Genomic DNA, 23,313 nt, shown 5'->3' on the forward strand with positions numbered 1-23,313 from the left:
GCAAGGCAGCAAACGAGTGAATCCCGGTGAGCTGACTCAAGTCAGTGATTCGGGTAAGTGAGAGCAGCTAACACGGCTGCAGCGCCAAGGTGCTACGGATTTTCCCAAAGTCATTGGGGTTGCAGCAAGGCAGCAAACGAGTGAATCCCGGTGAGCTGACTCAAGTCAGTGATTCGGGTAAGTGAGAGCAGCTAACACGGCTGCAGCGCCAAGGAAGAAGGGAAAACATGAAGCGACGACCCTCCACACAGCTAACAAAAATAATCTTACTGGTGAGCTTCCTCATTCTGTTTGGCCGCTTATTGTACGCCGCAGTTGCGTCGATTTCTCATCATCAGGAGCGGCGTGAGGCGCAGCGGGTCGAGCTGTCGGTGGAGGGTGAGCCACCTGGCCCCCACGAGAGCGATCTCAGCCCCTAGATATCAGCTAACCGACCCGAATCGCTGACTCACTCAAGCGAACAACCCTGCAATTTCAAGCACCAAGGGTAATACACACTATGCCAGTACCAATCATACCTGCGCCACTTTCAGCCGCCATAAAGAACAAAACAAAAAATAGTGCAAAAAAACTGGCAGAGACACGTAGCCGGATCCTCTCCCTGTTGCTGAATAATAAAGCCCTGGTTGACGGTATTCTTGGCCGTCAGGATGACCGCGAAAAGCTCAGTGATGAGCAGTTATCAGCACAAACCTTAGAGATCAAAACGCTGCTTGATGATCTACACGCAGCGGACCTTGCCGACCTGCTCGAAGCTCTCCCCAACGACGAACGTTTGGCCTTGTGGCGCTTAGTCAAAAATGAGAAGCGCGGTCAAACCTTAGTTGAAGTCTCGGAGACGGTGTGGGACACCCTGATCAAAGAGATGAGCGATAAAGACCTGCTTAAAGCGATGCGCACCTTGCATGTCGATGAGCAGGCTTATCTGGCGGAGTATCTGCCGCGTAACCTGATGGGCCGGCTACTCACCTCACTAGACCCCGATCAGCGCGCCCGCGTGCGGGAAGTTATCCAGTATGGCCGTGACACTGTCGGCCAGATGATGGATTTCGAGCTGGTCACAGTGCGCGCGGACGTAACACTGGCGACGGTACACCGCTATTTGCGCTATCGGCGCAGCATCCCCGACGCCACAGATAAAATATTTGTCATTGACCGCAAGAATACCTTACTCGGCGAACTGCCACTAACCGCCATCCTGCTCAACTCACCTGACACCAAGGTCTTTGAGGTGATGGAGAGTAACCCAACCACCTTCCAACCTGAGCAGAAAGCGGAAGATGCAGCGGGCGCGTTTGAACGTTATGACTTAATCAGTGCCGCGGTGATTGATGCCAAAGGCAAACTGATGGGCCGTCTGACCATCGAAGAGATAGTCGACGTGGTCAATGAAGAGAGTGATACCACCTTAAGACGGATGGGGGGCTTAAGCCCGGAAGAAGATGTGTTCTCCCCGGTCGGCCGCGCGGTGCGCACCCGCTGGTCATGGCTGGCGATCAACCTCTGTACCGCGTTTGTGGCCTCACGCGTCATCGGCTTATTTGAAGATACTATTTCGCAATTAGTGGCGCTGGCGGCATTAATGCCCATCGTGGCCGGCATTGGCGGTAACACCGGCAATCAGACCATCACCATGATTGTCCGCGCTCTGGCCCTGCACCATATTCAGCAGGGTAATGTGACCTTCCTGATGTTCAGAGAGTTGGGTGTGGCACTGATTAATGGTCTGGTCTGGGGCGGTATTATGGGGGTGGTCACTTATCTACTCTATGGCGACCCGGCCATGGGCGGTGTCATGACTTTAGCAATGATGCTGAACCTATTAATGGCGGCGTTGATGGGGGTGATTATCCCGATGACCATGGCCCGATTAGGCCGTGATCCGGCAATCGGCTCCAGTGTGATGATCACCGCCATCACCGATACCGGCGGCTTTTTCATCTTTCTGGGACTCGCCACCCTATTCTTAGTTTAGATATTATTAGAATTAAATAATGAATTGAGCATGAGACAAAACGAACAACACTCGGCAGTGCTCATCTATACTAAACTTTTGAATATGACCGTATTTTAAATGCGGTATATTTTTTATGTGATGAGGCTTTCTCATCATAGCCAGCACACTTGCAAGCAAAATAAGGCACTCTATGGATCTCAGCGCGGCCGAGCAACCGGCACCTGACAATAAAACCATTCTGCACATCACTCTGGTCAGCATAGTGGTGTTTTTGCTTGCACTCTTTTGTATCCAACTCTCTGAGCGATCAGAGAATCTGGCCCCATTGTGGTTCCCAACCGCCCTACTGATGGTGGCCCTATTCCACCACCCGACCCGTTACTGGGGGTGGCAACTATCCTCTGCGGGAATATGTATTGTTGCCGCCAACTTTATTTTATATGGCGTCAGTTGGTTCCCGCTGCCGCTTACCTTGATCAATCTGGCAGAATCGGCAGCCGGCGCGTGGCTGTTGCGGCGATTTCTGCAACCGAAAGACCCACTCAATAGCCTGTTCAGTTGGCTCAAGTTCTCGATTTGCACGGTGATTGTGGTGCCACTGATGAGCGGGCTGGCGGCAGCCTGGTATCTCGCCCCCAATAACGGCAGCTTTGGGCAGGTGCTCACGGTGTGGTTTATGTCCGAAGCCATCGGCATGTTGGCTCTCGGCCCGGTCGGGCTGCTCTATCGCCGTGGCTACTTTAATATCGCGACCAAATCTAAAGCGCTGTTTGATATGATGTGGATGATGATTCTATCGCTATCTGTCTGCTATATCGGTCTGCTTTACCTGCCCTTCCCGTTCACCTTTGTCATTATGTCACTGATTTGGGTCGCCATTCGCCTGCCCCGCTTTGAGACATTTACCATCTGTTTTCTGGCCACATTGCTGATTGCGCTGATGATCAATTTCAACCTGTTTACCCTGCAGGCGGATACCAAAATGTTGGTGCAGGCATTCTCCTTTATTCCCCTGTTGATGGTGCTAATCCCGCCTCACGCCATGGCGATGGTGATGCACGCCTTCCGCATGGAGAAAGAGCATATTATTGAGAGTGAAAACCGCTTTCGTAACGCCATGGAGTATTCGGCTATCGGCATGGCGCTGGTGTCACCGGAAGGGCAATGGATGCAGGTCAATCAGGCGTTGTGCCGGTTGCTGGGCTACAGCCAGGAGACCTTACTCACCCTGACGTTCCAGCAAATAACCCATCAGGAAGATCTCTCGGCTGACCTGAAATTGCTCGATGACCTGTATCATGGCCGCATCCCCAGCTACTCAATGGAAAAGCGCTATATCCGCAGTGATGGCGAGGTGGTGTGGGCGCTGCTGGTGGTCAGTGTGGTGCGAGATCACCAGCAACAGCCGCTCTATTACATCTCGCAGGTCGAAGATATCAATGACCTGAAAAAGAGCGAGATCATTAACCGCCGTCTGATGGAGCGCATTACGCTGGCTAATGAAGCGGGCGGCATTGGCATCTGGGAATTGGATCTGAGAAAGCAGCTGATCAGCTGGGATAAGCGGATGTACGAACTTTATCATATCCCGCTACATACCCCGGTTGACGATAAAGTTTGGCGCAGACACGTGCATCCGGAAGATCTAAACCGGGTCAATCGCGAATACAGTGCGGCCCTCAGACAGCGCCAGCCCTACCGTCTGGAGTTCCGGCTGCTACTGCCCAACGGTGAGATTGTCCATCTACGCAATCAGGCCAATATGGTGTGTGATAAGCACGGCAATATTCTGCGCCTGATTGGCACCACACTGGATATGACCGAGATCAGAAACCTGACGGAAGCGCTACACGAAGAGAAAGAGCGGCTGCATATCACGCTAGACTCCATCGGCGAAGCGGTGGTCTGTACTGATCAGGAGATGAAGATCACCTTTATGAATCCGGTTGCCGAGAAAATGACCGGTTGGGCCAACACCATCGCCCTGGGCCAGCCGGTCAACCATATCATCAAGCTGACCAATGGTGTGGATGGGCCAGAAATTGCCGACCCAATAGCCCACTGTCTCAATCATCGCCCTAACTCTTCGCTCAATGAGTCGATAGTGTTACACCATCGCGATGGGCAGTATTACGACATTCAGGAGTCGGTCGCGCCGCTGAAAACCCTCGAAGGTGGGGTGGTCGGGGCAGTCATGGTGTTCCAGGATGTCGGCGAGTCGCGCGCCATGATGCGCAAACTGAGTCACAGTGCCTCCCACGACAATCTGACCGGCCTGCCAAACCGCGCCAATTTTGAAAATAAGCTGAAAGCGGCCATTCAGGTCAGTGTTGAGCTAAACCAACAACATGCACTGGCGTTCCTCGATTTAGACTATTTTAAGGCCATCAACGACACCGCAGGGCATCCGGCGGGAGATGAATTACTGAAAGAGATCAGCCAGTTAATGCGCCAACACTTGCGCAATAGTGATTGTGTCGCGCGCCTCGGCGGGGATGAGTTCGGTCTATTGATGCTCAATTGCACCCTGCCCCACGCCAAAGCTATCACCCAAAGTCTGGTCTCCACTATCAATGGCTACCAATTCTACTGGGAGGATAAGCGCTATCGTATCGGTGCCAGCGCCGGAGTGACCCAAATCAGCAGTAGCAACAATCAGCGCAGTGAAATTATGGCGCAGGCCGATATTGCCTGTTATACCGCCAAACACAGTGGTCGCGGTCAGGTATTCCTCTATCAACCACGACAAAAACAGCTACTGGCACGCCAGCACGACTTGCTGAGCAGAGAGGATGTGGAAACTATCCTCAGTGACAGCCAACTGACACTGCAACTGACGCCAACTGCCCCGCCTAAAACGCCATTGTCAGTCTGCTTTTATCAGGTCAGTTTTATTATCAATCGGCCAGAAGACATCAACGTCAGCCAGGCCGCATTTCAGGAGGCCGCGCTACTGTATGGTTTACTGCCACAAGTCGATGACTGGGTGTGCGAGCAGCTGTTAGTGGCACAGGCCGCGGCCATTAACCGCAAAGGGCTGGCACTGGCGATCCCACTATCAGAAATTGCGCTGCTCAAAGAGGAGTTTCGTCAGTCGCTGCTGACACGAGTGCAACAAACCTCATTGCCAGCGCAAAGTTTGTACTGGATGGTCGACGAATCCACCTTGCTGCAATACCCATTTGCGATTGGTAATTTCCTCGCCAAGCTGCAAGAGCTGGGCTGCCAGTTAATCGTCAAGGAATTTGGCCATAATCTGAATGATTTTGAACTGTTGGCTGAGCACACCATCAACTATCTTAAATTCAACAGCGATTTGATTGCCCATATTCATATCAATCAAATGGATGAGGTGCTGGTCTCCATCATCAACGGCACGGCGCAACGGGCCAATATCGCCACACTGGCAGGCCCCGCCGAATTGCCGCCGATCCTCCACAAACTGATGGCGATTGGCGTCGATTTAGCTGACGGCGAGACCATTGGCCGCACACAACCGCTATCTGAGGTGCTTAACAGCGGCTATTTCGCGGCTAAATAATTTGAGTCGCTGGCGATACTTTTGACCTCCTTCATTGCCATTGACCGCGCCATAGCGAATATTTTTATCCCTTAGGCGCAGCGCCCTTACTCAGGATAAAAAAATCCCTGCTTTGCCGATTGCTCCGCTGCTCACTCTGGGGTAAAGTCGGCCCCTTTTATTTGGGGGGAGCAATAATGTTCATTGGATTTGACTACGGCACAGCAAACTGCTCGGTTGCCGTGATGCGGGGCGATACTCCCGAATTGCTGACACTGGAAAATAGTGACGTCTATCTGCCCTCCATGTTGTGTGCGCCGACGCGGGAAGCGGTCAGTGAGTGCCTGCACCGCCACTGGCAAGTGCCAACCGGCAGTGACGAAAACCAGCAACTGTTGCGCCGGGCCATGGCGTTTAACCGCGAAGAAGATATTCCGGTCACCGCCGATAGCCTGATGTTCGGCCTGTCAGCACTGGCGCAATACATTGAAGATCCGGAAGAAGTTTACTTTGTAAAATCCCCTAAATCCTTCCTTGGGGCCAATGGCCTAAAGCCGCAGCAGCTGGCGCTGTTTGAGGATTTGGTCTGCGCCATGATGTTCCACATTAAGCGGCAGGCAGAGTCAGTGCTGGCGGCAGAAATCAGCCAAACGGTGATTGGTCGCCCGGTCAACTTTCAGGGTTCCGGTGGCGAAGAGGCCAACCGTCAGGCCGAAGGTATCTTGCTACGCGCCGCGCAACGGGCCGGTTTTCGCGATATCGCCTTTCAGTTTGAGCCGGTGGCGGCGGGGCTGGATTTTGAAGCCACACTGACCGCAGAAAAAACCGTGCTGGTGGTGGATATCGGCGGCGGCACCACTGACTGCTCGGTGCTGCTGATGGGGCCGAAATGGCAGGGGCTGGCAGACCGCCAGCAAAGCCTGCTGGGCCACAGTGGTTGCCGCGTCGGCGGTAACGATCTGGATATCATGCTCGCGTTTAAGCAGCTGATGCCGCTGTTTGGCATGGGGGGCGAAACCGAAAAAGGCATTGCCATGCCGTCACTGCCCTACTGGAATGCCGTTGCCACCAATGATGTTCCGGCGCAGAGCGACTTCTACAGCAGCGCCAATGGCCGCTTCCTGCGTGACTTGATCCGCGACGCCGCCAACCCGCAGCAGGTCGAGCGCCTGCTGAAAGTCTATCAACAGCGCCTGAGCTACCGCATTGTGCGCGCCGCAGAAGAGAGCAAAATTGCCCTCTCCGAGCAAGAGCAGGTCGCCGCCGTGCTAAGTTTTGTCCAGCCGGAACTGGGGCAGACCATCAGCCAGCAGCAGCTGGCCGAGGCTATCTCCCAGCCGCTGCAACGGATCCAGGAGCAAGTCAGCCTGGCGCTATCCACCAGCCAGATCACTCCAGATGTGATCTACCTGACTGGCGGCAGCGCCCGCTCCCCATTACTGCGCGCCGCCTTGCAGCAGCAACTGCCAGGAATTCCGCTGGTGGGGGGGAATGACTTTGGCTCGGTAACCGCCGGGTTAGCCCGCTGGGCGCAGACGCTCTATCGGTAAGTCGGTTTTTCTGCTTAGGCCCAGCGATTGGATAGTCGCAACGCAACTATCCAATCTTGGCGCAAGGCGCGGGTGTTGGGTCGCCCCCCAACGACAACCCCCTCACCAACTTAACTCGTGAATGAATCTATACAGTACTTTCATATTTCCTCCATTTTTATCCGGTAAATCCCCGCTAAACTAGTAACATATCCATACCCGTCATATTTCAAGTTGCAGACGTGTTGGCGACACTCAAAAACCCGAATCACTGACTTGAGTAAGCTCATCGGGATTTTCTCGCTTGCCGCCTTCCTGCATCTCAAAATCTATTGGGTATAAATTTTAATTGATTGCACCTGTGTGCAGATAACCAGAACATCAAAAGGAATGCTCCGCCATCATGAAAGCTCAATCTAAACGCACCTCCCGGTTACTGATGTTATTGGGGGCAGTGGTGGCGATTATTGTTGCTCTATTGGTTTGGCGTCACTTCAGTGCCACTCCTGAAAGCCGTGCGCCGGGGGCGCAGCAAACCAGTAACGGGAGCAGCTCTACACGTGCTGGCGGTCGCCGAAATGCGGCAATGCCCCCGGTGCAAGCCGCCACAGCCACCGAGCAAGCGGTGCCGCGCTATCTCACCGGGTTAGGCACGGTGGTGGCCGCCAATACCGTGACCGTGACCAGCCGTGTTGATGGTCAGTTAATGGCGATTCACTTTACCGAAGGCCAGCAGGTCAAGGCGGGTGACTTACTGGCCGAGATCGACCCACGCCCTTATCAGGTGCAACTAACCCAGGCACAGGGCCAGTTAGCCAAAGATCAGGCCACCCTCGACAATGCGCGCCGTGATCTGGCCCGCTACCAGAAATTGGTCAAAACCGGGGTGATTTCACAGCAAGAGCTGGACACCCAGGCTGCGTTGGTGCGCCAGAGTGAGGGCAGCGTGAAGGCCGATCAGGGCGCGATTGATAGTGCTGAGCTGCAACTGACCTATAGCCGCATCACCGCGCCAATTTCCGGCAAAGTGGGGCTAAAACAGGTGGATGTCGGCAACTTTATCACCAGTGGCACCGCCACACCGATTGTGGTGATCACCCAGACACATCCGGTTGATGTGCTCTTTACCCTGCCGGAGAGTGATATTCCGGCCATTATGCAGGCGCAGAAAAACGCGGCCAAAAATAGCAGTACCGTGCCAGTTGAAGCCTGGGATCGCACCAACAAACAGCTGTTGGCGCAGGGCTATCTGCTGAGTATGGATAACCAGATTGATACCACCACCGGCACCATTAAGCTAAAAGCGCGCTTTGCCAATGAAGATGATGCGCTGTTCCCAAACCAGTTTGTCAATGCCCGCATCAAGGTGGATTTGCTGCAAAATGCGGTGGTCGTCCCCACCGCCGCAGTGCAGATGGGCAGCGAAGGCAGCTTTGTCTGGACACTCAATGACGAAAATAGAGTCAGCAAGCATCTGGTCACCACCGGCATTCAGGACAGCAAACAGGTGGTGATCAGTTCCGGTCTGAATGCCGGTCAGCGGGTGGTCACTGACGGTATCGACCGCCTGACCGAGGGGGTGCAGGTTGAAGTGGTCACGCCGCGATCCGCCGCGCCAGAGCAAACCGATGCTACAGCACACCCTACCGCAGAACAAACAGGCCCGCGTTCCGGCAGAAAACATGCCGCTGAGGCGCAACCCGGCCAAACCACCCCGGCGGAGAAATCCTGATGCAAGTGATGCCTCCAACCCCCGGTGGTGGCCCCTCACGGCTGTTTATCCTGCGCCCCGTCGCCACCACACTTTTTATGGTCGCCATTCTGCTGGCAGGGATCCTCGGCTACCGCGCATTGCCGATTTCCGCCCTGCCAGAGGTGGATTACCCGACCATTCAGGTGGTGACACTCTATCCCGGTGCCAGCCCCGATGTGGTGACCTCCTCCATCACCGCGCCACTGGAGCGGCAGTTTGGTCAGATGTCCGGCCTGAAACAGATGGCGTCGCAAAGCTCCGGCGGCGCGTCGGTCATCACCCTGCAATTCCAGCTCACCCTGCCGCTTGATGTGGCAGAGCAAGAGGTGCAAGCAGCAATTAACTCCGCCACCAATCTGCTGCCAAGTGACCTGCCCTATCCGCCGATTTACAGCAAAGTGAATCCGGCTGACCCGCCGATTCTGACACTGGCGGTCACCTCCACGGCTATCCCGATGACCCAGGTCGAGGATATGGTGGAGACGCGCATTGCACAGAAAATCTCGCAGGTCACCGGTGTCGGTCTGGTCACCATCTCTGGCGGTCAGCGCCCCGCCGTGCGCGTCAAGCTGAATGCGCCCGCCGTCGCCGCCCTTGGGTTGGATAGCGAAACCATTCGCACCGCCATCAGCAATGCCAACGTCAACTCCGCCAAAGGGAGCCTGGATGGGCCTACCCGCTCGGTGACCCTCTCGGCCAATGACCAGATGAAATCCGCCGAGGATTACCGTGACCTGATTGTGGCTTACCAAAATGGCGCGCCGATCCGCTTGCAGGATGTCGCCACCATTGAGCAGGGGGCGGAGAATAACAAACTGGCCGCCTGGGCCAATAACCAGCAGGCGATTGTGCTGAATATCCAGCGCCAGCCGGGGGTTAACGTGATAGCCACCGCCGACAGTATCCGCGAGATGCTGCCGGAGCTGATTAAGAGTCTGCCCAAGTCGGTGGATGTCAAAATCCTGACCGACCGCACCACCACCATCCGCGCCTCGGTCAGTGACGTGCAGTTTGAGTTGCTGCTGTCGATTGCCCTGGTGGTGATGGTTATCTACCTGTTCCTGCGCAATGCCGCCGCCACCGTGATCCCCAGTATCGCGGTGCCGCTATCACTGATCGGCACCTTTGCGGCGATGTATTTCCTCGGTTTTTCCATCAATAACCTGACCCTGATGGCGTTGACCATCGCCACCGGTTTTGTGGTGGATGACGCCATTGTGGTGATTGAGAATATCTCGCGCTATATCGAAAAGGGCGAAAAACCGCTGGATGCGGCGCTAAAAGGGGCGGGTGAGATTGGTTTTACCATTATCTCACTGACCTTCTCATTGATTGCGGTGTTGATCCCGCTGCTGTTTATGGGCGATATCATTGGCCGGCTATTTCGCGAATTTGCTGTCACCCTGGCGGTGGCAATCCTGATTTCCGCCGTGGTCTCCCTGACCCTCACCCCGATGATGTGCGCGCGGATGCTCAGTTATGAGTCACTGCGCAAGCAAAATAGGCTGTCACGCGCCAGTGAGAAGTTCTTCGATTGGGTGATCGCCCATTATGCCGTGGCGCTGAAAAAAGTGCTGAAGCATCAATGGATAACCTTGGGTGTTGCCGTGAGCACACTGGTGCTGACGGTGCTGCTTTACTTGCTGATGCCCAAAGGTTTTTTTCCCTTGCAGGACAACGGGCTGATTCAGGGCACACTGGAAGCGCCGCAATCTGTGTCGTTCAGCAATATGGCCGAGCGCCAGCAGCAGGTGGCCGCTATCATTCTCAAAGATCCGGCGGTGGAGAGTCTGACCTCATTCGTGGGCGTCGATGGCACCAATGCCACCCTCAACAGTGGCCGGTTGCAGATTAACCTTAAGCCACTGGACCAGCGCGCCGAGCGCATCCCGCAGGTAATAGCCCGCTTGCAGCAGAGTGTCGCCAGCATTCCGGGCATTAAGCTCTATTTACAGCCAGTGCAAGATTTAACCATCGATACCCAACTGAGCCGCACGCAGTATCAGTTCACGCTACAGGCCACCTCGCTGGAGGAGCTGAGCACCTGGGTGCCGAAGCTTATCAGCGAGTTGCAGCAGCAAGCGCCCTTCCAGGACGTGACCAGTGACTGGCAAGATCAAGGGTTAGTGGCCTTTGTCAATGTGGACCGAGACAGCGCCAGCCGCTTGGGGATCACCATGGCGGCCATCGACAGTGCGCTGTACAACGCCTTTGGTCAGCGCTTGATCTCCACCATTTACACCCAGGCCAACCAGTATCGGGTGGTGCTGGAGCATGACGTACAAGCCGCTCCGGGGCTGGCGGCCTTCAATGATATCCGCCTGACCGGCAGCGACGGCAAAGGGGTGCCGCTGAGCAGTATTGCCACCATTGAAGAGCGCTTCGGGCCGCTATCCATCAACCATTTGAATCAGTTCCCGTCAGCCACCATCTCTTTCAATGTGGCGCAGGGCTACTCCCTTGGCGAAGCGGTGGCAGCCGTGACGCAAGCTGAGCAGGCCATCCAACTGCCCGCCGATATCACCACCCGCTTCCAGGGCTCGACACTGGCATTTCAGGCTGCCCTCGGCAGCACCTTATGGCTGATTATCGCCGCCATTGTGGCGATGTATATCGTGCTCGGCGTGTTGTACGAAAGCTTTATTCACCCGGTAACTATCTTATCCACCCTGCCGACAGCGGGGGTCGGGGCGTTGCTGGCGCTGATGTTGACTGGTCATGAGCTGGATGTGATCGCCATCATCGGGATAATTCTGCTGATCGGTATCGTCAAGAAGAACGCGATCATGATGATCGACTTCGCGCTAGCCGCCGAGCGGGATCAGGGCATGAGCCCTTATGATGCTATCTATCAGGCCTGTTTGCTACGTTTTCGCCCGATTCTGATGACCACACTGGCCGCGCTGTTCGGTGCCTTGCCCCTGATGCTCAGTACCGGGGCTGGGGCTGAATTACGCCAGCCGCTGGGGGTCTGTATGGTCGGCGGGTTGATAGTCAGCCAAATACTGACCCTGTTTACCACGCCAGTTATCTATCTGCTGTTCGATAGAGTGGCGCGCAATACCCATCATCACGAGGATGTGGATCCAGCTGAATTACCCCATGGGCGGGAGCTGCCGTGAAATTCTTTGCTCTGTTCATCCAGCGCCCGGTGGCGACCACCCTGTTGACACTGGCTATCACCCTCAGCGGCATCATCGGCTTTAGCTTATTGCCGGTATCGCCGCTGCCACAGGTTGATTACCCGGTGATTATGGTCAGTGCCTCTATGCCCGGAGCTGACCCGGAAACCATGGCGTCATCCATCGCCACACCGCTAGAGCGCGCCTTGGGAAGAATTGCTGGGGTCAATGAGATGACCTCGACCAGTTCACTGGGCAGCACGCGGATCATTCTACAATTTGATCTCAACCGCGATATCAATGGCGCAGCCCGTGATGTGCAGGCGGCGCTGAATGCCGCGCAAAGCCTACTGCCAACCGGGATGCCGAACCGCCCGACCTACCGTAAGATGAACCCGTCGGATGCGCCCATCATGATAATGACGCTGACCTCGGATACCTTCACTCAGGGCCAGCTGTATGACTTCGCCTCCACTAAACTGGCGCAGAAAATCGCCCAGACTGAGGGGGTCAGTGATGTGAGTGTTGGCGGCAGCTCGCTGCCTGCGGTGCGGGTGGAGCTGAACCCCAGCGCACTGTTTAATCAGGGCGTTTCACTCGATGCTGTGCGCCAGGCCATCAGTGCCGCCAACGTCCGCCGCCCGCAAGGCTCGGTCGATAGCCATGAACAGCACTGGCAAGTTCAGGCCAATGATGAGATCAAAACTGCCGAGGGTTATCGCCCGCTGATCATTCATTACAATAATGGGTCGCCAGTGCGATTGCAGGATGTCGCCAACGTGGTGGACTCAGTTCAGGATGTGCGCAACGCCGGGATGTCCGATGGCAAATCGGCGGTGCTGCTGGTGATCAGCCGCGAACCGGGGGCGAATATTATCGCCACGGTAGACCGGATCCGCGCGGAGCTACCCGCCCTGCGCGCCTCGATCCCAGCCTCAATTGAGTTAAAAATTGCGCAAGATCGCTCGCCAACTATCCGCGCCTCACTGGAGGAGGTGGAGCGCTCACTGATCATCGCGGTAGCACTGGTAATTCTGGTGGTGTTCCTGTTCCTGCGATCAGGGCGCGCCACACTGATCCCCGCGGTTGCCGTGCCGGTCTCACTGATCGGCACCTTTACCGCCATGTATCTGTGCGGTTTTAGCCTCAATAACCTGTCACTGATGGCGCTGACCATCGCCACCGGCTTTGTGGTCGATGATGCCATTGTGGTGCTGGAGAATATCTCCCGCCATCTGGAGGCGGGGGTGAAACCAATGGCTGCCGCCCTGCGCGGGGTGCGCGAAGTCGGATTTACCGTGCTGTCGATGAGTATCTCACTGGTGGCGGTGTTTATCCCACTGCTGCTGATGGAGGGGCTGCCGGGGCGACTGTTCCGCGAGTTTGCCATTACGCTGTCGGTGGCGATCGGCATCTCACTGGTCATCTCCCTGACCCTGACCCCGATGATGTGCGCCCACTTGCTGCGCGCGCAACCTGCGGGGCAGCAACCCCGTATTCGTGGTTTTGGTAAAGTGCTGCTGGCTATTCAGCGGGGTTATGGCCGCTCACTCAACTGGGTGCTGGGTCATACGCGCTGGGTGATGGTTGTGCTGCTTTCCACTATTGCGCTGAATGTTTGGCTCTATATCAGTATCCCGAAAACCTTTTTCCCTGAGCAGGATACCGGCCGCATGATGGGCTTTATTCAGGCGGATCAGAGCATCTCTTTCCAGGCGATGCAGCAAAAACTGAAAGATTTCATGAAGATCATCAATGATGATCCGGCAGTCGACAATGTGACCGGTTTTACTGGCGGCTCGCGCACCAACAGCGGCTCAATGTTTATCTCGCTCAAACCGCTGAGTGAACGCGGCGAAAGCGCCCAGCAAATTATCACCCGCTTGCGGGCCAAGTTAGCCAAAGAGCCGGGTGCCAGCCTGTTTCTGGCCCCGGTGCAAGATATCCGCGTCGGCGGGCGTCAAGCCAATGCCAGCTACCAATTTACCCTGCTGGCCGACGATCTAACCGCACTTCGCGAGTGGGAACCCAAAGTGCGGGCCGCGCTGGCGAAGCTGCCAGAGCTGGCGGATGTTAACTCCGACCAGCAAGATAAAGGCGCTGAGATTGCGCTCACTTACGATCGCGAAACCATGGCGCGGCTGGGGATTGATGTCTCTGATGCCAATGCCCTGCTGAACAATGCCTTTGGTCAGCGGCAGATCTCCACCATTTATCAACCGTTGAACCAATACAAGGTGGTGATGGAAGTCGCGCCACAATACACGCAGGATGTGAGTTCGCTGGACAAAATGTTTGTCATTAATAGCAGCGGCCAATCCATTCCGCTCTCCTATTTCGCCAGGTGGCAACCTGCCAATGCGCCGCTGGCGGTCAATCATCAGGGCTTATCTGCCGCTTCGACCATCTCGTTTAACTTACCGGACGGCGGCAGTTTATCTGCGGCGACCGCAGCCGTTGAGCGGGCGATGACTGAACTTGGCGTGCCCGCCAGTGTGCGCGGGACATTTACTGGCACCGCGCAGGTATTCCAGGAGACGCTGAAATCTCAGCTATGGCTGATTATCGCCGCCATCGCCACGGTCTATATCGTGCTCGGCATCCTGTACGAAAGCTATGTGCATCCGCTCACCATTCTGTCAACCCTGCCCTCCGCAGGTGTCGGTGCGCTACTGGCGCTGGAGTTGTTTAATGCGCCCTTTAGTCTTATCGCCCTGATCGGCATTATGTTGTTGATTGGTATCGTGAAAAAGAATGCCATTATGATGGTGGACTTTGCCCTTGATGCGCAACGTAATGGCAATATCAGCGCCCGCGATGCTATTTTCCAGGCCAGTTTGCTGCGTTTCAGGCCGATTCTGATGACCACACTGGCGGCCCTGTTCGGCGCACTGCCACTGGTTCTCGGCAGTGGCGATGGCGCGGAGTTGCGCCAGCCGCTGGGGATAACCATTGTCGGCGGGTTAGTGGTGAGCCAACTGCTCACCCTCTACACCACGCCGGTGGTCTACCTCTACTTTGACCGGCTGCGCAGCCGTTTTAGCAAACAGCCGCTCATGAGGCTGGAGTAGTCTGCCATCTGGCCCACAGCCCGCAAATCAGCAAACCGATAGAGACAGGTGAAAAAATGAGGATCGGCATTACCGGAAAACTGTTTATGGCGATATTTGCCACCTGCATATTAGTGCTGATCACCATGCATTGGGGCGTGAGAGCCAGCTTCGAGCGCGGTTTTATTGATTACATCAAGCAGAGTAATGAGCAGCGGATCACCATGTTGGGCAATGCACTGGAGGTGCAATACCAGCAACATGGTAACTGGGATTTCCTGCGCAATAATGATCAGCTGATTTATCAGATTATGCGCTCGTTCGAACAGAGTGGTGATAACAGCCGCAGTATGCCCCCGCATGGCTGGCGCGCCCAGTTTTGGGTTGTCGATCAGCACAATAATCTGCTGGCCGGGCGCAGTGACCGGGTGCCAAAAGAGGCCAGCCGCCAGGCTATCACCGTGAATAAGCAGGTGGTGGGCTGGGTGATGTCGACACCATCGGAAAAACTGACCCGCAATGCCGATATCAACTTTGATCTGCAACAGCGCCGCACCAGTTGGATGATTGTCGGCCTCTCGACCCTGCTGGCCGCCGCCGCGACCTGGCTGTTATCTCGCGGCATGTTGGCACCGGTAAAACGGTTGGTAGAGGGCACCCATCGGCTAGCCGCCGGTGATTTCAGCACCCGCGTGGCGGTCAGTAGCCGTGATGAGCTAGGTCGTCTGGCACAGGACTTTAACCAGCTCGCCAGTTCGCTGGAGAAAAATGAGCAGATGCGGCGCGATTTCATGGCCGATGTCTCCCATGAACTGCGCACCCCACTGGCGGTATTGCGCGGTGAGCTGGAGGCTCTGCAAGATGGCGTGCGCCAACCGACACCTGAATCCTTGATTTCGCTGCAAGCTGAGGTCGGCATCCTCACCAAGCTGGTCAATGACCTGCATCAGTTGTCGCTCTCGGATCATGGCGCACTGGCCTACCGCAAAACGCAGCTGGATGCCGTGCGGCTGCTACAAATTGCCGTTGCCAGCTTCCATAGCCGCTTCCAAAGCAAAAATATCACCGTGATGGCTAACCTGCCGGAACAGGGGGTGATATTTGGCGATCCCGACCGCCTGAATCAGCTGTTCCACAATTTGCTGGAGAACAGTTTGCGCTATACCAATGAGGGCGGGCGGCTGGAGATCACCGCACAACTCGACGACGATACCTTGACGCTACACTGGCAGGACAGTAAACCGGGCCTGAGTGACGAACAGTTACAACGTATTTTTGAGCGTTTTTATTGCACCGAAAGTTCGCGTAACCGCGCCAGCGGCGGATCGGGGCTGGGCCTGGCGATTTGTCACAATATTGTCGAGGCCCATGGGGGGAAAATCAGCGCGGCACATTCACCTTTAGGGGGGCTGCGGATTACGGTACTATTTCCCCTCTTCCACTCCCTAGGGTAACTCATGGTAATGCACGAGCCGCTTCAGTCGGCCAGCCAGCCTGGCTCCGTATTGATTGTTGAAGATGAACCTAAACTCGGCCAATTATTGGTCGATTATCTACAAGCTGCGGGTTACAGCACCCAGTGGATCACCAATGGTGCGCAGGTCGTGGCCGCAGTACGCCAGGCCCCACCGGCGATTATTTTGCTGGATTTAATGCTACCGGGCAGCGATGGCATCACCATTTGCCGGGAAATCCGCCGTTTCTCCAATGTGCCCATCATGATGGTCACGGCAAAAACTGAGGAGATCGACCGCTTACTGGGGCTGGAGATAGGTGCTGATGACTATATCTGCAAACCCTACAGCCCACGGGAAGTGGTGGCGCGCGTTAAAACCATTCTGCGCCGCTGCCAACAACAGCGCGAACAGCCAAGTGAGAGTGCGCCGCTGCTGATTGATGAGTCGCGCTTTCAGGCCAGTTATCAGGGCCACTTACTGGAGCTGACGCCGGCAGAGTTTCGCCTGCTGAAAATACTGGCGACACAGCCGGGACATGTGTTTAGCCGCGAACAGCTGCTCAATAATCTCTATGACGACTACCGTGTGGTGACTGACCGCACTATCGACAGTCATATCAAAAATTTGCGGCGCAAGCTGGAAGCGCTCGATGGCGAGAAGCCGTTTATCCGCGCGGTTTATGGCATGGGGTATCGTTGGGAAGCAGAGATCTGTCGTTTACTGTAATTTCATCGCGACAGAAGATCTATTAATGTTGGTGGTGCATGGCGCATTGACCTCACTTTCGGTCAACGTTGACTACACTCAGTAGAGTTATCACAACCAACAGGAGAAACACTATGGCCATGGGTCACTATGAGATTAAAAAGGCAAAGAATGGGCAATACCATTTCAATCTGAAAGCCAGCAATGGTGAAATTATTCTCTCCAGTGAGATGTATGCCAGTAAAGCCTCCGCAGAGAACGGCATCGCATCAGTACAGAGTAACTCGCCACTGGAGAGCCAGTACGAGTCTAAACATAATGTCAAAAACGAGCCCTATTTCGTTTTGAAAGCTAAAAACCATCAAGTTATTGGTGTCAGCGAAGCCTACAGTTCCGAAGCTGCCGCTAAAAATGGCATTGCCTCGGTGATGAAAAATGGCCCGACAGCAACAATAAAAGATTTGACGCTGTAACTTTTAACTTTTACCTCTCCCTGCGCGGGATCTCTTACCGCGCATTTTATTCATTTAGCACTAATAATCAGCGATGGTTATCTTAACCCATCGCCATGTGATTAATTTTAACTATTGATTTAATTTAACGTTTATAAATTTCTCTCCACCATAGAGATCATATATAACCTGCTGCGCCCCCTCTTTATAATCAACCTGCTTTAAATCTATCAATCTCAGAAAATCAAAATATGTAGCAGCATGAGTGCGGCGGCATACTATCAGCAAAAAATAGTGCTAACAGTGAGTTGATCTAAATCATTTAAACCTTACAAAAATTGTGCAAGGGCTGATTTTCACGATGGGCAAGGTTACAATCCCCGGCTTTTAGCCACCCCTGCGGGTGTGGTTCTGACTTGAACTCAGACTGAGAGCCAATAACATGTCGTCATCAGCACTATCCTCTAATGCACCTTTTACACCGGAACTGTTATCCCCTGCCGGTACACTTAAAAATATGCGCTATGCCTTCGCCTACGGCGCGGATGCGGTTTATGCCGGCCAGCCGCGTTACAGCTTGCGGGTGCGCAATAATGAATTCAATCACGAAAATCTGGCATTAGGTATTGAGGAAGCCCATGCACTTGGCAAGCGCTTCTATGTGGTGGTGAATATTGCCCCCCACAACTCCAAACTGAAAACTTTTCTGCGTGATTTGAAACCGGTGATCGATATGGGGCCAGACGCGCTTATCATGTCTGATCCCGGCTTGATTATGATGGTGCGGGAAGCATTTCCAGCGATGGATATCCATCTGTCAGTGCAAGCTAACGCCGTCAACTGGGCTACCGTCAAATTTTGGCAGCAAATGGGCTTGACCCGTGTGATCCTCTCCCGTGAGTTATCACTGGAAGAGATCGCCGAAATCCGCGCACAAGTCCCTGAAATGGAACTGGAAGTGTTTGTCCACGGCGCATTGTGCATGGCCTATTCTGGTCGCTGCCTGCTCTCCGGTTATATCAATAAGCGCGATCCAAATCAGGGAACCTGCACCAATGCTTGCCGTTGGGAATATAACGTTCAGGAAGGCAAAGAGGACGATATCGGTAATATCGTGCATATTCACCAGCCTATTGCGGTGAAGAGTGTCGAGCCAACACTGGGTATCGGCGCCCCCACCGACAAAGTGTTTATGCTAGAAGAAGCGCAGCGCCCCGGCGAGTATATGACCGCCTCAGAAGATGAGCACGGCACTTACATCATGAACTCAAAAGACCTGCGGGCGATCCAGCATGTGGAGCGGCTGACCCAATTGGGCGTTCATTCGTTGAAAATTGAGGGCCGGACCAAATCGTTCTACTATTGCGCCCGCACCGCGCAGGTCTATCGCCGCGCCATTGATGATGCTGTCGCGGGTAAACCTTTCGACCCAAGCCTGTTGACCACACTGGAAGGTCTGGCACACCGCGGCTACACCGAGGGCTTCCTACGCCGTCATGTGCATGAAGATCAACAAACTTACGACTACGGCTATTCAGTTTCAGAGCGCCAACAATTTGTCGGTGAGTTTACCGGTGTACGCCGTGATGGCCTGGCTGAAGTGGTGGTCAAAAACAAATTTTCGGTCGGTGACAGTGTTGAGCTGATGACGCCAAACGGCAATATCCAGTTCACCCTTGAGAACATGCAGGATAAAAAAGGCCAGCCTGCGGATATTGCTCCGGGTAATGGGCATATCATGTATTTGCCTATCCCGGCTGATATTGATGTGGAATATGGCTTACTGATCCGTAATCTGAACGGAACAAATAGCCGTAATCCCCATGAAAAAGCGTAACATAAAACAATAAAAGTATTGCCATCGCTAAGGTGGCATTTTTAGCAAATATTAGAATTAGATCACATCAATTATAATGGCGGAGGGGTAGTATAGCTCGAGTACAATCAATAACTAAAAAAGTTTTAAAACAAGACTAGGAACCACCTCCTTGGCTAGCCCAATCTCCCTTGGGCTGGCCTTTTCTTTTTGATAGCTATCTATATGATTAAAATTGGTTTTTCTTGTTTTTTATTATTAGTAATCCTGGTTAAGCTATTAACTAATTATAAGAAAATCCTGCTATCATGAATAACCTCATCTCAAATAATAATTATTCCAGTTAGCTTCATATTCTGATAAAAATAAAATCTGCTCCTATTAAGCCTAACAATAATTAATAAATTCAATTATTCTTTAAATAATCTGATATACCAAAGTCATTGGTGATGTAGGTAGGCACCAAGGATGAAGGGTATATACTCGCTATTACAGAAATTTCCCGGAGCAAGCTATGACCCTAACGCCATGTGCCCTTCTCGTCTTAAACGGTAAAGAATCAGGTAATCTTGATGTTCGCAATGCCGTCAAAAATCTACGTGAGGAAGGCGTCACACTTCATGTTCGGGTAACCTGGGAGCAAGGTGATGCGAAACGTTATGTAGCAGAAGCTGCCGTGTTGGGGGTTGATGTCGTGATTGCTGGCGGCGGCGATGGCACTCTAAATGAGGTCACGACCGCATTAATGGCAATATCTGCCGAAAACCGGCCCGATTTAGCTATCCTGCCACTCGGTACCGCCAACGATTTTGCCACCAGCTGCAACATTCCCCTGCAAATAGAGAACGCATTGCAATTAGCTGTTAAAGGCCGCGCCGTGACCATTGATATCGCGCAAGTGAATAGCGAGCACTATTTTATCAATATGGCGACGGGTGGCTTTGGGACTCGAATCACCACAGAAACCCCCGAAAAACTCAAAGCGGTACTGGGCGGAGCTTCCTATTTTATTCATGGCCTGATGCGCATGGATGCGATTAAAGCAGACAGCTGTGAAATCCATGGGCCTGAGTTCGACTGGGCGGGTGATGCATTGGTGATAGGGATAGGTAATGGTAGACAAGCCGGTGGCGGGCAGCCTCTCTGCCCTGATGCACTGATTAATGATGGCCTGCTGCAATTGCGTTTATTGACTGCCGAAGAGCTGCTGCCAGCCCTGTTGACCAGTCTATTCAGCGGCGAGAAAAATAAGAATGTGGTTGAGGCCAATCTGCCCTGGCTGGAAATTACCGCGCCGCACGACATCATCTTTAATCTGGATGGTGAGCCATTGTCAGGCAAACATTTCCGCATTGAAATCATCCCCAATGCCATCCAGTGCCGCTTACCCCCTAATTGCGAACTGCTCGGCTAAATATCGCTTCGTGGGTTAGCTAGGGTTAACCCATGATTTAATTATCTTTTAATCTCTTTCTACTCTCTTCTTATTCCCACCAATACCCACACTAGTAAAACTTCATTCATTGTAGCGCATTCAAATCACACAAAAATCTTTCATTTCAAATTAATTTTCTTTTATATCTAATATTCATTTTGAAAGATTTATCTTTCAAAATGTGATCCATATGCAATAAATAGATCTAGAAAGTGTTTATGGTAGTACCCATGGCGATAGACAAGATACTGAGGTTCACTCTAATACCCCAGTATTTTAAATACCATTTTAACATATGGTCTCTAAAATTTCTTTTCATAACAAAACCTTATAAAAAAGGTTTATAAAAACAGCCATAACGTCGATTACAGGAGAAAAAGAATGATTGAACTTATAACCCATGGAGCCGAGTGGTTTATCGGACTCTTCCAAAAAGGGGGCGAAGTTTTTGTTGGCATGGTCACCGGAATTTTACCCTTACTAATCAGTCTGTTAGTTATTATGAATGCCCTAATCAAGTTTGTTGGTCAGGATAGAATCGAACGATTGGCACAGCGCTGCGCGGGTAACCCCGTTTCTCGTTATCTACTGCTGCCACTGATCGGGACCTTTGTATTCTGTAACCCGATGACCTTGAGTCTCGGGCGTTTTATGCCAGAAAAATACAAACCAAGTTATTACGCAGCTGCCTCGTACAGCTGTCACTCAATGAATGGTTTGTTCCCACACATCAACCCAGGTGAGTTGTTCGTCTTTCTAGGTATCGCCAGTGGTTTAACCACATTGGGCTTGCCACTAGGCCCACTCGCGGTGAGTTACTTCCTGGTTGGCTTGTTCACCAACTTCTTCCGTGGCTGGGTGACTGATCTGACGACCTCCATTTTCGAACGCAAAATGGGCATCCGTCTGGACCGTAACGTACAACTTTAATATGTAAATTAAATACATACTGTGTGGAGCAGATCATGAGTGAATTTATCCGGATTGAAAAAGGCGAAGGCGGTTGGGGTGGCCCATTAGTGTTGCCCATCGTCCCCGGTAAAAAAATTGTTTATATCACGGCAGGAACTCGCCCGGCGATTATTGACCGTATTAGTGAACTGACCGGCTGGGAAGCGGTTGATGGATTTAAAGAGGGTGAACCGCCAGCAGAAGAGATAGCGGTCGCCATTATTGACTGCGGTGGCACCCTGCGCTGCGGCCTGTATCCCAAACGCCGTATTCCGACCGTCAACATCCATTCGACCGGTCAATCCGGCCCGATGGCGCAATACATACTGGAAGATATTTATGTTTCCGGGGTGCGTGAAAAAAATATCCAGAAAATCAGCGCAACTGACCAGGCAGCAGCAGCCGTAGTGAAAGGCGAACCCGCAGTGCGGGCAGAATCGGCCGCAGCTGTAGCACCCAAAGCAGCAGAAAATAGCTCAGCCAAAGGGGGGCGTGATTACGACACCAGCAAGAAAATCACCGAGCAGAGTGATGGATTATTGGCGAAAGTGGGTATGGGCATGGGCTCTGTCGTGGCGGTGTTCTTCCAGTCAGGCCGCGACACCATTGATACCGTGCTGAAAACTATCCTGCCATTTATGGCCTTCGTTTCAGCATTAATCGGCATCATCATGGCATCCGGTTTGGGTGATTTTATTGCCCACGGCTTAACCCCACTGGCTAGCAGCCCGATAGGGTTAGTGCTGCTGGCGCTGATCTGCTCCTTCCCACTGTTGTCCCCATTCTTAGGCCCAGGGGCCGTTATTGCACAAGTTATCGGCGTATTGGTTGGGGTACAAATTGGTTTGGGGAATATCCCACCACAATTAGCCCTGCCAGCGTTATTTGCGATAAATGCTCAGGCGGCGTGTGACTTTATCCCCGTCGGTCTCTCTCTGGCTGAAGCGAAGCAAGATACCGTGCGGGTTGGCGTTCCATCAGTGCTGGTTGGTCGCTTCCTCACCGGCGCACCAACGGTATTGATTGCCTGGGCAGTATCGGCCTTTATCTATCAGTAAGAGTTATCGAATCGATAAGAGCATCACCTAAAGATTTCTGTAATACATTCAACGGTTAAGGATGTACGTATGAATACTATTTATCAGACAACCATTACCACTATCGGCGACAGCGCCCGCGAGGCGCTGCTTGATGACATGCTCATCACCTTCCGCGAGGGGGCACCCAAAGATATTGAAGAGTTCTGTTTTATCCATCAGCACAGTACCACTGATGGGGAATTACAGGTAGGCAACATTATGGAACTGGCACAACTGCGCTACGTCATCACTGCGGTTGGCGAGGTGGCAACTCAAAATCTGCGGGAGTTGGGCCACGTCACCATCCGTTTCAATGGTGATCAGCAGCCCGAGTTCCCCGGCTCCATCCATGTGAATGGCCCGACCCCCAGTGATATTCCTGTCGGTAGCTCACTGAAATTTATTCGTTAATTTATTTATTAATTTATATCTGACGTTATTGGCGTTGCAGCAAGGCAGCAAACGAGCGAATCCCAATGAGCTGACA

15 protein-coding genes are annotated in these 23,313 nt (G+C 53.2%); all 15 read left to right on the forward strand.

All coding sequences use genetic code 11. The features are described 5' to 3' along the window. The first annotated feature begins 227 nt into the window (after positions 1 to 227). The 15 genes from AACW11_RS00405 (at position 228) to srlB (ending at position 23,237) form a co-directional block, all read left to right on the forward strand. Positions 228 to 419 (forward strand): YfgG family protein, encoded by a 192-nt coding sequence (locus AACW11_RS00405; RefSeq protein ID WP_032897460.1) that lies wholly within the window; start codon positions 228 to 230, stop codon positions 417 to 419. Between the two features lie 80 nt (positions 420 to 499). Further along, positions 500 to 1,975: a magnesium transporter gene (mgtE, locus tag AACW11_RS00410; RefSeq protein ID WP_212585480.1), complete on the forward strand. Its 1,476-nt coding sequence runs from the start codon at positions 500 to 502 to the stop codon at positions 1,973 to 1,975. Positions 1,976 to 2,147: 172 nt separating this feature from the next. Beyond that, positions 2,148 to 5,498, forward strand: coding sequence for a diguanylate cyclase (locus AACW11_RS00415; protein WP_212585481.1), 3,351 nt, complete (start codon positions 2,148 to 2,150; stop codon positions 5,496 to 5,498). A gap of 176 nt (positions 5,499 to 5,674) precedes the next feature. Continuing rightward, positions 5,675 to 7,027: a molecular chaperone gene (yegD, locus tag AACW11_RS00420; RefSeq protein ID WP_212585482.1), complete on the forward strand. Its 1,353-nt coding sequence runs from the start codon at positions 5,675 to 5,677 to the stop codon at positions 7,025 to 7,027. 382 nt (positions 7,028 to 7,409) lie between these two features. Further along, a complete protein-coding gene (locus AACW11_RS00425) occupies positions 7,410 to 8,738 on the forward strand; it encodes an MdtA/MuxA family multidrug efflux RND transporter periplasmic adaptor subunit (RefSeq protein ID WP_212585483.1) in 1,329 nt (442 codons plus the stop codon). Next, the gene (locus AACW11_RS00430) at positions 8,738 to 11,881 is read left to right on the forward strand and encodes an MdtB/MuxB family multidrug efflux RND transporter permease subunit (RefSeq protein ID WP_212585484.1); all 3,144 of its coding nucleotides are present in this window, start codon (positions 8,738 to 8,740) and stop codon (positions 11,879 to 11,881) included. The genes AACW11_RS00425 and AACW11_RS00430 overlap by 1 nt, the downstream gene beginning before the upstream one ends. Then, positions 11,878 to 14,952 carry a multidrug efflux RND transporter permease subunit MdtC gene (mdtC, locus tag AACW11_RS00435; protein WP_212585485.1) on the forward strand — a complete coding sequence of 1,025 codons (3,075 nt, stop codon included), beginning with the start codon at positions 11,878 to 11,880 and terminating at the stop codon, positions 14,950 to 14,952. The genes AACW11_RS00430 and mdtC overlap by 4 nt, the downstream gene beginning before the upstream one ends. Before the next feature lie 56 nt (positions 14,953 to 15,008). Beyond that, the gene (gene baeS / locus AACW11_RS00440; protein WP_212585486.1) at positions 15,009 to 16,385 is read left to right on the forward strand and encodes a two-component system sensor histidine kinase BaeS; all 1,377 of its coding nucleotides are present in this window, start codon (positions 15,009 to 15,011) and stop codon (positions 16,383 to 16,385) included. 9 nt (positions 16,386 to 16,394) lie between these two features. After that, positions 16,395 to 17,114, forward strand: coding sequence for a two-component system response regulator BaeR (gene baeR, locus AACW11_RS00445; protein WP_212585487.1), 720 nt, complete (start codon positions 16,395 to 16,397; stop codon positions 17,112 to 17,114). A gap of 113 nt (positions 17,115 to 17,227) precedes the next feature. Then, positions 17,228 to 17,566, forward strand: coding sequence for a YegP family protein (locus AACW11_RS00450; protein WP_212585488.1), 339 nt, complete (start codon positions 17,228 to 17,230; stop codon positions 17,564 to 17,566). Between the two features lie 421 nt (positions 17,567 to 17,987). Next, positions 17,988 to 19,382 (forward strand): prephenate-dependent tRNA uridine(34) hydroxylase TrhP, encoded by a 1,395-nt coding sequence (trhP, locus tag AACW11_RS00455; RefSeq protein ID WP_212585489.1) that lies wholly within the window; start codon positions 17,988 to 17,990, stop codon positions 19,380 to 19,382. 493 nt (positions 19,383 to 19,875) lie between these two features. Continuing rightward, positions 19,876 to 20,775 (forward strand): lipid kinase YegS, encoded by a 900-nt coding sequence (gene yegS, locus AACW11_RS00460; RefSeq protein WP_212585490.1) that lies wholly within the window; start codon positions 19,876 to 19,878, stop codon positions 20,773 to 20,775. Positions 20,776 to 21,177: 402 nt separating this feature from the next. After that, positions 21,178 to 21,726 carry a PTS glucitol/sorbitol transporter subunit IIC gene (gene srlA, locus AACW11_RS00465; RefSeq protein WP_004877312.1) on the forward strand — a complete coding sequence of 183 codons (549 nt, stop codon included), beginning with the start codon at positions 21,178 to 21,180 and terminating at the stop codon, positions 21,724 to 21,726. Between the two features lie 35 nt (positions 21,727 to 21,761). Next, entirely contained in the window at positions 21,762 to 22,805 is a 1,044-nt protein-coding gene (gene srlE / locus AACW11_RS00470; RefSeq protein WP_212585491.1) for a PTS glucitol/sorbitol transporter subunit IIB, read from the forward strand. Positions 22,806 to 22,874: 69 nt separating this feature from the next. After that, positions 22,875 to 23,237, forward strand: a complete 363-nt coding sequence (gene srlB / locus AACW11_RS00475) for a PTS glucitol/sorbitol transporter subunit IIA (RefSeq protein WP_212585492.1) — start codon at positions 22,875 to 22,877, stop codon at positions 23,235 to 23,237. Positions 23,238 to 23,313 lie beyond the last annotated feature (76 nt).

The sequence above is a fragment of the Yersinia sp. Marseille-Q3913 genome (assembly GCF_963892745.1).
Classification (GTDB): domain Bacteria; phylum Pseudomonadota; class Gammaproteobacteria; order Enterobacterales; family Enterobacteriaceae; genus Yersinia; species Yersinia bercovieri.